This window comes from Dokdonella koreensis DS-123, assembly GCF_001632775.1.
GTDB lineage: Bacteria > Pseudomonadota > Gammaproteobacteria > Xanthomonadales > Rhodanobacteraceae > Dokdonella > Dokdonella koreensis.
This window is the reverse complement of record NZ_CP015249.1, coordinates 3,887,144-3,898,242: the sequence shown is the minus strand read 5'-3', so window position 1 is coordinate 3,898,242 and position 11,099 is coordinate 3,887,144. Positions and strand designations below refer to the sequence as shown.

General features: G+C 72.5%; 9 protein-coding genes. All 9 read right to left on the bottom strand.

What is annotated here, in order from left to right; all coding sequences use genetic code 11:
• Positions 1 to 2,205 carry a WD40/YVTN/BNR-like repeat-containing protein gene (locus I596_RS15915; protein WP_150132211.1) on the bottom strand — a complete coding sequence of 735 codons (2,205 nt, stop codon included), beginning with the start codon at positions 2,203 to 2,205 and terminating at the stop codon, positions 1 to 3.
• A 448-nt stretch (positions 2,206 to 2,653) separates the two neighbouring features.
• Entirely contained in the window at positions 2,654 to 3,097 is a 444-nt protein-coding gene (locus I596_RS15910; RefSeq protein ID WP_067650175.1) for an excinuclease ATPase subunit, read from the bottom strand.
• A 31-nt stretch (positions 3,098 to 3,128) separates the two neighbouring features.
• Positions 3,129 to 4,379, bottom strand: a complete 1,251-nt coding sequence (locus tag I596_RS15905) for a beta-ketoacyl-ACP synthase (protein WP_067650172.1) — start codon at positions 4,377 to 4,379, stop codon at positions 3,129 to 3,131.
• 10 nt (positions 4,380 to 4,389) lie between these two features.
• Entirely contained in the window at positions 4,390 to 5,121 is a 732-nt protein-coding gene (gene fabG, locus I596_RS15900) for a 3-oxoacyl-ACP reductase FabG (RefSeq protein ID WP_067650170.1), read from the bottom strand.
• Positions 5,118 to 5,597 (bottom strand): hotdog family protein, encoded by a 480-nt coding sequence (locus I596_RS15895; protein ID WP_067650168.1) that lies wholly within the window; start codon positions 5,595 to 5,597, stop codon positions 5,118 to 5,120. The genes fabG and I596_RS15895 overlap by 4 nt, the downstream gene beginning before the upstream one ends.
• A complete protein-coding gene (locus I596_RS15890) occupies positions 5,594 to 6,781 on the bottom strand; it encodes a beta-ketoacyl-ACP synthase (protein ID WP_067650165.1) in 1,188 nt (395 codons plus the stop codon). The genes I596_RS15895 and I596_RS15890 overlap by 4 nt, the downstream gene beginning before the upstream one ends.
• Positions 6,778 to 7,389, bottom strand: a complete 612-nt coding sequence (locus I596_RS15885) for a DUF3261 domain-containing protein (protein WP_223303854.1) — start codon at positions 7,387 to 7,389, stop codon at positions 6,778 to 6,780. Before I596_RS15885 ends, I596_RS15890 begins: the two co-directional genes overlap by 4 nt.
• The gene (locus I596_RS15880; protein ID WP_067650162.1) at positions 7,377 to 8,603 is read right to left on the bottom strand and encodes an NAD(P)/FAD-dependent oxidoreductase; all 1,227 of its coding nucleotides are present in this window, start codon (positions 8,601 to 8,603) and stop codon (positions 7,377 to 7,379) included. Before I596_RS15880 ends, I596_RS15885 begins: the two co-directional genes overlap by 13 nt.
• Positions 8,604 to 8,768: 165 nt before the next feature.
• The gene (locus tag I596_RS15875) at positions 8,769 to 11,099 is read right to left on the bottom strand and encodes an MMPL family transporter (protein WP_223303985.1); all 2,331 of its coding nucleotides are present in this window, start codon (positions 11,097 to 11,099) and stop codon (positions 8,769 to 8,771) included.

Sequence of the window (11,099 nt, the reverse complement as noted above, 5' to 3'; positions counted from 1 at the left end):
TCAGTCGAAGCCGTCGGCGAACAGCGTTTCGCTGGACGGATCGCGCAGGGTGACGAAGCTGCCGCGGCTGGTGGCCAGGTACAGCAGCGGCAGGCCGCCGGTCTTGGACAGGGCCAGCTCCACCGGTGCCCCGGCCGCGCCGAGGCCGGTCGCGAACGGCGTGAAGCTGGTGCCGCCGTCGGTCGAGCGGATCACCGCGTCGGCGCTCTGCTGGGCCGCGTACAGCACACCCGGCTCGTGCGGATGGCAGGCGACGTCCGACAGGTTGCCGCCGGTCCAGCCACGGGTCCAGCTGGCGCCGTCGTTGGTGCTGCGGTAGATCGCGCCGGTGCCCCACGAGTCCCACATCGACATGTACATGGTGCCGGGCGTGGCGGCGGTGGAGCAGAGCCGGCCGAAACGGGCGAAGTCGGGCAGGCCGTTGCGTGTTTCGGTCCAGCTCAGGCCGCCGTCGCTCGAGCGCAGCGCACCGCCGGCCGGGCCGTCGTAGGTCGCGACCAGGTACTGGCCGCCGCGGCCGGCGACGCTCTCGATGTCGGCGACCTTGTCACCGTCGGTGCCCTCGTGCGTCTTGGCCCAGGTCGTGCCGCCGTCGACGGAGCGCCAGACCGTGCGCTCGGAGCCGGCCACGCCGAAGTCGGCGCCGCCGAGGTAGATCGTCGAGGCGGTGGTGCCGAAGCGGATCGTGATCAGGTCCGATTCGAACAGGGTGCCCTGGTCCGGGCCGAGGCTGGTCCAGCTGCCGTCGCCGTTGCGCCGGTAGAGCCCTTCGGGCGCCACCGAGCTGGGGCCGGCCGACAGGGCGTACAGCGTGCCGTCCGGCGCGAAGCGGACGCTGCTGTAGCGCGTCGGCGGCACGGACTCGGCGGTCCAGTCGATGCCACCGTTGCTGGAGCTCAGCACGCCGCCGTTGTTGTTGCCCTGGAACGCGACCGCGATGAGGTTGGGATCGGTCGGGCTGGTGTCGACCGCGTACAGCGCCAGCTCGGCGATGCCGATCGTCGACGCGGCGAACGCGTCGCCGCCGTCGGTCGAGCGGTACACGCCGAGCGAGGCTGCGCCGACCAGCACGGTCTGCGAGCTGCCGGGGGCGTAGCGCACCGACTGCGCCGACAGGATCGAGCTGCCGCCGACCGCGATTTCCCAGGTGTTGCCGCCGTCGGTCGAGCGGTTGATGCCGGCGCCGTCGATCGAGGCGAGGATCGTCTGCGGGTCGTTCGGGTCCACCGCGATGTCGGTCACGCACAGCAGCGGCCAGCTTTCGTCGTGCAGCGCGCTCCAGTTCTGGCCCAGGTCGTTGGACAGGTACAGGCCGACGAACTGCGAGCCGAACATCTGGCCGCCGCCGACCAGGAGGCGCGAACCGTCGAGCACGACGGCCCGCAGCGGGTTGCTCGGCAGGCCGGCCGAGCGGTTGGTCCAGGTGGTGCCGCCATTGGTGCTGACCCACAGCTCGGTGCCGCCGATCCAGCCGGCGAAGGTGGCGGCGACGTTCTGCGAATTGGTCGGGTCGACGGCGACGGCCGTGGCACTCATCGCGGTCGAGCGGGGCGGCGTGACGTTGCTCCAGGTCAGGCCGCCGTCGGTCGAGCGCACCAGGTTGATCGGCTGGCTGCCGAAGGCGTCGTCGACGCCGGCCCAGATCACCGACGGGTTGGTCGGGTCGATCGTGAGGTCGGTGACGAGCTGGGCCGTGCCGATACCGAGGTTGTGCTGCGTCCAGTTGACGCCCTGGTCGGAACTGCTCCAGACGCCGCCGTCGGTGGCCGCATAGGCGGTGCCGCTCGGCGTGAACTCGATGTCGAAGATGCTGCGGAAGGTCATCGCCGGAACGGCCGTCCAATTCGCGGCGCCGTCGACCGAGCGGTACAGCGTGCCGCCACCCCCATTGGCCGGCGCGGTGCCGGCGAGGACCAGCGCGGCGTCGACCGGCGAGACGGCCACGCTGGTGACGTCGCCGCCGTAGGGACCCAGTGCCGCCCAGGCCGCCGGCATGCCGGTGCCGCGGCCGGCGGCCGCCGGTGCCGCCTCGCCGAGCCGCGATGCGGCCAGCGGGCGGCGGCCGGCGTAGTCGCCACGCTCGACATGGCGGGCGTCGAAGCCGGCCGCTCCGGCCGGCAAGGGTTGTGGCGTTGCAGCAATGGTCAGCGGTGCTGCCAGTGCGGCACAGAAGCCAAGAGTCAGGGAAAGGCTGCGTTGGGTCATCGGACACCTCGGTGCAGGGGCGTGAAAACGAAAGCAGCGCGACCGCCGGGCAGGCCGGGGGGCGCTACCGGTCCAGCCTGCCGCAAATCCGCACCGAAGACTTTTGCGTCGTCTTTCGTTTGTGTTTGCCCGTGATGCGCAGTGGCTCCGCGGGCGGTTGGGAGCGTTCCGGGCCGCGGCAACGGGCCGTACCGCCATCATCCGGCGTGCATGCCGGCGATCGAGCCGGCGATCGGGCCGGGGTCGCGGAAGGCATCGCGGCCGGGCGGCGGTGCGTGCCACCGCTGCTGGCCGTTCCTGGCCGCGCCGGCGATGCGTTGAGAAGCCGAAAGAGATGTTGCGATGCCGCAGGATACGCCGGCGCCGCGGGCGAAACGCGAGGGGAAACGAGGCGGCCCGTCTGTGTACGCCGCCCGCTGCCGGCCGGCAGCGGGCGGGGCCGGATCGCCTACTCGGCGACCTTGGCGTAGTTGCCCTTCAGCGTCACGCCGGTCACGAAGGCGCCGTCGTGGCACTCGTAGTCGGTCGGGCTGGCCTTGGTGTTCTTCTTGTAGTAGCTGACCAGGTCGATCACGGCGTTCGCGCCGAGCTGCCTGGCCTTGTCCTGGAACGCGATCAGCGCCGAGAGCGCCGCCCACTGGCAGGCGCGGTCGATGCCCTTGCCGGCGCTGTTGGTCTTCTTGTTCGAGACGTCCGAGCTCAGCTTCTGCACCACCTTGGGCGTCTTCTGGCCCTGCAGGTAGAACTGCACCGTGCCATCGAGCTTGCCTTCGGCCTTGCCGAGCTCGATGACGTCCTTGAGCGGCATCATGTGGGCATCGTCACGGGCGAAGGCCGGCGCGGCGACGGCGAGCAGCACGGCGACGGCGGCGGAGGCGAGAGCGGTCTTCATAGGCGGTTCTCCTGCAGGTGGCGGGTGGCGTTCAGTCGCTCCAGCGGCGCAGCACCAGCGAAGTGTTGATGCCGCCGAAGGCGAAATTGTTGGTCATGACGAGGTCGGTGTCGATGTGCCGCCCGTCGCCGGTGACGTGATCGAGCGGGGCACAGCGCGGGTCCGTGGTCGCGAGATTGACGGTCGGCGCGAACCAGCCGTTGCGCATCATCTCCAGGCTCATCCACGCCTCCAGCGCGCCGCAGGCGCCGAGCGTATGGCCCATGTAGCTCTTGAGCGAGGAGATCGCCACGCGTTCGCCGAACACCGCATGGGTGGCGGCGGCCTCGGCGACGTCGCCCTGGTCGGTCGCCGTGCCGTGCGCGTTGACGTAGGCGATCGCCGACGGCGGCAGGCCGGCGTCGTCGAGCGCGAGCTGCATCGCCGTCGCCATCGTCTGGCTGTTGGGGTGGGTGACGTGGCGGCCGTCGCTGTTGGTGCCGAAGCCGACGATCTCGCCGTGGATCGTCGCGCCGCGCGCCCGGGCGTGGTCCAGCTCCTCCAGCACCAGGGTGCAGGCACCCTCGCCGAGCACGAGGCCGTCACGCTCGGCATCGAACGGGCGCGGCGTCAGCTGCGGCGCGTGGTTGTGGCGCACGCTGGTCGCGAACAGCGTGTCGAACACCGCCGCCTGGGTGGCGTCCAGTTCCTCGGCACCGCCGGCGAGCATCGCCACCTGGTGGCCGGCCTTGATCGCCTCGTAGGCGTAACCCAGCCCCTGGCTGCCGGACGTGCAGGCGCTGGAGGTCGTGACGACGCGGCCGGTCACGCCGAAGAACACGCCGATGTTGACCGGCGCGGTGTGCGACATCATGCGGATGTAGGTCGTCGCGTTGATGCCTTCGGTGGTCTTCTCGGCGATCATGCGGCCGAAGTCCCCGATCGCCACCGGCGAGCCGGACGAGGAGCCGTAGGCGATCCCGATGCGGCCGCTGCCGAGCAGCGGATCGCCGAGCAGGCCGGCATCGGCCAGTGCCATCTCGCTGGCGCGCGTGGCCATCAGCGCGACGCGCCCCATGCTGCGGGTGTTCTTGCGGTTGTAGGTCGGCGCCGGCAGCTCGAACGGCGCGGCCCGCGCGCCCACGCGCGTGTTGAGCCCTTCGTAGGCATCCCATTCGTCGATGTAGCTGACGGCGTTGCGGCGCTCGCGCAGCCGCGCCTGGACCGTCGCCCAGTCGTTGCCGAGCGGACTGATCGCGCCGATGCCGGTCACGACGACGCGGCGAGTACCCGCCGGCTTCATGCCTGACCCCTCATCCCACCAGACCTCCGTTGACCGAAATCACCTGACGCGTGATGTAGGCCGCGTCCTCGCCCATCAGGAAGCTGACCAGGGCGGCCACCTCGGCGGGCTTGCCGACCCGGCCGGCCGGGATCGCCTTGAGCGCCTCGTCGAGGACGCGCGCGTCGACCATCTCGGTGTCGATCAGGCCCGGCGCCACGCAGTTGACCGTGATCGCGCGGCTGGCCAGCTCGACGGCCAGCGCCTTGGTGGCGCCGATGATGCCGGCCTTGGCGGCGCTGTAGTTGACCTGCCCGCGGTTGCCGATGATGCCCGAAACCGATGCCAGCGTGACGATGCGCCCGGGCTTGCGGCGCCGGACCAGCGGCATCGTCAGCGGATGCAGCACGTTGTAGAAGCCGTCCAGGTTGGTGTGGACCACCGCGTCCCAGTCCTCCGGCGGCATCGCCGGGAACGCGTTGTCGCGGGCGATGCCGGCATTGCAGACCACGCCGTACGGGCAGCCGTGCGCCTCCACGTCGGCCAGCAGCGCCGCGGCCGCCGCGGCACGGTCGCCGACGTCGAACTGCAGCACGCGTACGCCGCGGCCGAGCGCGGCGATGTCCGCGGCCACCGCGGTGGCCTCGTCGAGGCGGCTGCGGCAGTGCAGGACCAGGTCGTAGCCGTCGCGCGCCAGGCGCAGCGCGATCGCCTTGCCGATGCCGCGGCTGGAGCCGGTCACCAGGATCGTCTTGTCAGTCATGTCGGAGCGTCTTGTCGGTCATGCGCCGCCCGTTGCAGCAGCGCGGCCGGGTCGGCCGGTTCGTACACCGTCAGCGCCGCGGTGGCGACCGGCGTGCCGTCGATGTCGATGCGGCAGTCGAACTGCCCGAGGCCGTTGTCGGCCAGGTAGTCGCAGCGGATCCGCACGCGCAGGGTCTGGCCGGGCAGGAAGTGCGCGACCTCGCAGCGGTAGCGGCGGCTGCCGAGCAGGAAGCCGATGCGCGGCGTCCCGCCGCCGGCGCGTGCCTTGAGCCCGGCCCAGGCGGCGATCGCCTGCGCCATGTACTCGATGCCGACCCAGCCGCCGACGCCGGTGCCGTCGAAGAACAGGCCGTCCGGGCGGATGTCGACCTCGGCCACCAGGTGCTCCGCATCGCCTTCGATCGCGCGGTCCAGCAGGCGCATGCGGCCCGCGTGGGGCAGCAGGTCGGCGACCGGCACGGTGATCGGCGTCATCGGCCGCGCCCCAGGACCAGGCTCGCATTGCTGCCGCCGAACGCGAACGAATTGCTGAGCACATAGGCCGGTGGGCGGCCGAGCCGGCTGCCGGGGCCGGCGATCGCGACCGGCGCCAGGTCCGGATCGACGGCGCCGTCCCACCAGTGCACCGGCAGGCGGCCTTCCGGGTTGCCGGCCAGCGTCAGCCAGCCGATCGCCGCCTCGATCGCACCGGCGGCGCCGAGGGTGTGGCCGGTCAGCGGCTTGGTCGAGCTGGAGGGCGTGTCCTCGCCGAACAGCGCATGGACCGCCAGGCACTCCATCAGGTCGTTCTGCGCGGTGGCGGTGCCGTGGAGGTTGATGTAGTCGATCGCGTCCGGGCCGATGCCCGCCCGGTCCAGCGCCGCGCGCATCGACGCCAGCGCGCCGCGGCCGGTCGGGTCGGGCGCGGAGATGTGGTGGGCATCGGAGGATTCGCCCCAGCCGGCCAGCGTGACCGGTCCGGGCTCGCGCGTCATCAGGAACAAGGCCGCGCCTTCCCCGATGTTGATGCCCGACCGGTTGCGGCTGAGCGGATTGCAGCGCGTAGGGCTGACCGCCTCGAGCGCAGAGAAGCCCGCCACCGTGAAGGCGCACAGCGAATCGCCGCCGCCGGTGATCGCCGCGTCGCACAGGCCGGCCCGCAGCAGCCGCGCGGCGCTGGCCATGGCCTTGGCACTGGAAGAGCAGGCCGTGGACACGACGATCGACGGGCCGGCCAGGCCCAGCAGGCCGCCCAGCGCCATCGCCGGCGAACCCAGTTCCTGCTGGCCGACGTGGTAGTGGCCGGGAAGCCGGCCGGTGCGCAGGTACTCGTCGATCGCCGCCTCGCTCTCGCCGATGCCCGACGTGCTGGTGCCCAGCACCAGGGCGACGCGGTCGGCGCCGTAGCGGGCGATCGCCGCGTCGACCGCCGGCCGGATCTCCTCCAGCGCGGTCAGCAGCAGCGCGTTGTTGCGGCTGCGCTGCGACGCCGGCAGCAGCGCCGGATCGGCCAGCGGGGCGTCGACGCGGCCCAGGTGCAGCCGGCGCCCCGGCAGCACCTGATCGTCCGCGGCGACGCCGCCCGGCGTGTCGGCGAACAGCCCCGCACGCAGCGCCTCGCAGCCGCGGCCGAGCGCGCAGACGACACCGAGCGCGTTGAGATAGGCGGGCGAGGTCACGGCGCCTGCTCGTGCGAGGCGATCGTCAGGCGATAGCCTTCGTGCCGGTTCTCCAGCACGACCTCGCCGGCCCAGCGCGACGCGGCGGCGTAGCGGATCGCGACGGCGACGCGTTCGCCGTGCAGCAGCTCGCGCTGCCGCTCGGCTTCGCGCAGCGTCCAGCCGGCCGGAAGCGCCGCGCGGATCGCCGCGGCCGGCCACAGCACCAGCTGCACGTCGCGCAGCACGCGCGCCGGATCGACCTGCGGCGGCAGCTGCGGGTCGCGGTCCACGTCCAGCCGCTGGCCGTCCCAGGTCAGGCTCAGGATGCGCCGGTTCAGCGCCAGCGCCGCCAGCCGGACCGCACCGGCATCGATTTCCAGCAGCGCGTCCAGTGGATGCGCCGCGACCGACCGGCCGTCGAGCCGGGCGAAGGTCAGCCGCTGCGCCAGGCTGACCGTGCCGCCGAACGCCGCCGGTGCCAGCGCCAGGTCCGGCAGCGGTGCGGTATCGCGGCGCGGCGCGTGGGCGCAGGCCGCCAGCAGCGCCGCCAGCCCGGCCAGCAGGAGCCGGTGCAGCCAGGGCCTCGCGCCGGCCGGTGTCGGCCGGCCGCGGCCTATGCCGCGCACAGCTGCTCCAGCGTCTTGAGCCGCCGCGGCTCGGCGACATACGGATTGCTGCGGTCCCAGGCATAGCCGGCCAGGATCGCGGAAATCATCCGGCGCACCTCGGCGGACTGGTTCGGGTGGAAGATGACGTCCTGGAAACCGCCCGCATACCAGCTCTCGACGAAGGCGCGGAATGCGTCGACGCCGCTCTTGAGCGGGTCGGCGTAGTCGCGCTGCCAGTCCACGCGCTCGCCGTCGAACTCGCGCGCGATCGCCGCGGATGCCAGGCTGGCCGACTTGAACGCGATCGTCACGCCGCTGGAGAACACCGGGTCGAGGAACTCGCCGGCATTGCCGAGCAGGGCGTAGCCCTTGCCCCACAGCGACTTCACGTTGGCGGCGTAGCCGACCAGCTTGCGGGCCGGGGTGTCCCAGACCGCGTCCTTGAGCAGGCCGGCCAGCGTCGGCGTCTCGGCGATGATCGCGCGCAGCCGGTCGGTCTCGCTGCCGGCATAGCGCTCCAGGAAATCGGTGCGGGCGACCACGCCCTGCGAGCAGCGGCCGTTCGAGAACGGGATCGTCCAGAACCACACGTCCACGTGCTCCGGGTGCACGCTGACCAGGATCTTGTTGCGGTCGAACGTGCCGCTGGGGATGTGGTCCTCGACATGGGTGAAGTAGGCGCCGCGGACCGGGAAGTCCGACGGCGTCTCCAGGTTCAGCAGGCGCGGCAGGATGCGGCCGAAGCCGCTCGCGTCGAGCAGGAACCGCGCCCGCACCTGGTACATCGCGCCGTCCGGCCCGACCACCTCGACGGTCGGCTGGTCGCCGTCGACATGGACCGCCACCACCTGGTGGCGGTAGCGCACCTCGGCGCCCGCCTTCTCGGCGGCCTTGGCCAGCACGTGGTCGAAGTCGGCGCGCTGCACCTGGTAGGTGGTGCCCCAGCCGGGCGAGAACTTGTCGCGGAAATCGAAGGCCGTGCTGCGCGCGCCGCGCACGAAGGCCGCGCCGTTCTTGTACTGGAAGCCCGCCTCGACGACGTCGCGCAGGAAACCGGCCTCCTCGATGTACTGCATGCTCTGCGGCAGCAGGCTCTCGCCGATCGAGAAACGCGGGAACTGTTCCTTCTCGAGGACCAGCACCTGCCGGCCCTGCTTGCGCAGCATGCCCGCGGCCACCGATCCGGCAGGGCCGGCGCCGACGATCAGGATCTGGGTGGTTTCGGTCTGCATGGTGTTCCTTCGTGAAAGGGGACGCCGCGGGGGTTCAGGTCGCGGCGCCGGCGAGCGCCGGCTGGCGCGCGCAGTATGCCGGCAACCCCGGCCGGCCCCCATCCTGCGCCGCCGCACGGTACCGGCGGGTTCGGCAATACGTACGCAGTGTGGCGGCGGATCCGATCATGCGGCGTGGTCGGCATCCATGAACAGCGGCGTCAGCAGCCAGGCCAGGAAGATGCCGAACAGCATCGTCAGGCCGAACGCGCGCAGTGCCGGCGTCTGCGACAGCGCCAGCAGGCCGAAGGCCAGCTCGATGCAGGCCGCCGCGATCGTCACCGACAGGAACGGCCGCCGCTCCGAGCGGCCGGGCTGTTCGAGCAGGAAGATGCCGTAGTCCACGCCCATGCCGAGGATCAGCAGCAGTGCCAGCACGTTGAACAACTGCAGCGGCTGGCCGAGCAGGGCCAGCAGCGCGATCGCCAGCGCGCTGGCGATCGCCGTCGGCGCCAGCGCGCGCCAGCCGCGGCGACCGAAGCGCAGGCACAGCGCGACCAGCACCAGCGCATAGCTGGCCACGATCACCCAGCCCATCAGTTGCCGGTAGCGCGCGAGCACCTCGGACACCTCGCCGACCTTGTCGACGAAGCGCACGCCGGGCACCTCGGCGGCGATCGCGGCCAGTGCGCCGAAGCGGGCCGGATCGTGGGCGCCGCGCAGCAGCATCACGCTGGCGTAGCCGTCGCCGAAGCGTCCCAGCCACTGGTGGCGCAGCGGTTCGGACACCGGCGCGGCCAGCCAGTCGGCCACCGCCAGCGGCACGACCGCCGCCGCGGCGGCCGGCGCGAGGGTCTCGCCCAGGCGCGCGGCGGCCAGCGCCAGCACCCCGCCGTCGCCGTCGATGCGGCGCGCGACCAGTGCCGCGTCCTGCTGCTGGCGCTCGCGCGAGGGCACCCAATCCGATACCGCCTGCCAGCCGTCGAGCGTGCCGTCGGCGACCCGGGCCGCCAGGCGCTGCTTGACGGCTTCCTCCGCGGCCAGCACGCCGTCCTCGCTCGGCGCCGTCACCAGGTAGAACTGCGCCGGGCTGGGCAGGTCGAGCAGTGCGCCGAGCCGGAGCTGCTGCTCGATCAGCGTCGGCGGCGAGTTCTGCAGCAGGCGGATGTCGTCGTTGCTGCGCAGCCGGGCCAGGCCCGCGCCGACCAGTCCGGTCACCGCCACGGCGAACACCACGGTGAACGCGTTGCGCCCGAGGGCCGGCCACAGCGCGCGACGGCTGCCGAGCCAGGCGGCGAAGCGGTTGAACTCGATCCGCCGCCGGTCCAGGAACGGGAACCACCACAGCACCGTCACGAATGCGGCCAGCAGGCCCACGCCGGAGAACACCGCGATCTGGCGCAGGCCCGGGAACGGCGCCAGCGCCAGCAGCGCATAGCCGATCACCGTGGTCAGCATCGCCAGCCACATGACCGGCGCCTGGCGCCGGCGCATCGCCCAGCGCTCCTCCGGCGGCCGGCCCAGCCGGTTGCAGAACCAGTTGGTGCCGTAGTTCTCGGCGACGCCGACCAGGCTGGCGCCGAACACCAGCGTGATCAGGTGGATCCGCTCGAACAGCAGCGCACAGACCGAGATCGCCGCCAGCAGGCCGACGCCGATCGACAGCGCCACCAGCAGGCGCGGCCGCAGGCCGTTGAACGCCAGCACGGTCAGCACCAGGATGCCGGCCAGCGAGCCCAGGCCGATCGTGTGCACCTCGCGGTGCGCCTGCTCGGCGGCGTGCGCGGCGTAGAGCGGAACGCCGGCGTTGACGACCTCGGCCGCCGGCACCGCCGCCAGTGCCGCCGCGCGCGCGGCATCGAGCACCGGCATCAGCGCGCGCTGGGCCGCGATCGAGAATGCCGGCCCGTGCTGCTCCAGCATCAGCAGTGCGTACTGGCGGCCGTCCCCGGCCACCGACAGGCGGCCGTCGACCACGCGCACCGGGCTCTCGGCCGCGCGCGCGGCCAGCCAGCCGCCGAACAGGTTCAGCGGATCGTCCTGCCAGGTGCCCACGCGCGGCAGGCCGAACGGCCGGTACAGCGCTTCCACCGCGCGCGCGGCCAGCCGGTCGGCCGGCTCGGTTTCCATCTGCGCGCGTTGCGCATCGGTCAGCAGTTGGTGGCGGTACGGTGTGAAGAAGCCGATCCAGTCGTCGGCCAGGTCGTCGCCGACGCGGTAGCGCAGGGCCAGCGACGGCCCCGCGGCGCCGACCGCCGCGGCGTAGGCGTCGGCCGCGGTGCGTGCCGACGGCCAGTCCGGCGCGCCGACCAGCACCACCACGCGCCGCCCGGCAGCGTCGGCCAATTGCCGCGTCGCGTCCTGCGCGGCACGGTCGCCGGCGCGCTGCGGCAGCATCGCCAGCATGTCGGTTTCCAGGTGCAGGCGGTCGCCGCTCCACAGCCACAGGCCGTGGCCGGCCATCGCCAGGACCACCAGCAGCCAGCCGATCGCCAGCCGGCGCGCCCGGAGCGGCAC

Bases quoted from the DNA above. Each gene is read 5' to 3' on its own strand.
- I596_RS15880 (WP_067650162.1), bottom strand. From the start codon at position 8,603: ATGCAGACCGAAACCACCCAGATCCTGATCGTCGGCGCCGGCCCTGCC.
- I596_RS15895 (WP_067650168.1), bottom strand. From the start codon at position 5,597: ATGACGCCGATCACCGTGCCGGTCGCCGACCTGCTGCCCCACGCGGGC.
- I596_RS15905 (WP_067650172.1), bottom strand. From the start codon at position 4,379: ATGAAGCCGGCGGGTACTCGCCGCGTCGTCGTGACCGGCATCGGCGCG.
- fabG (WP_067650170.1), bottom strand. From the start codon at position 5,121: ATGACTGACAAGACGATCCTGGTGACCGGCTCCAGCCGCGGCATCGGC.
- I596_RS15915 (WP_150132211.1), bottom strand. From the start codon at position 2,205: ATGACCCAACGCAGCCTTTCCCTGACTCTTGGCTTCTGTGCCGCACTG.
- I596_RS15910 (WP_067650175.1), bottom strand. From the start codon at position 3,097: ATGAAGACCGCTCTCGCCTCCGCCGCCGTCGCCGTGCTGCTCGCCGTC.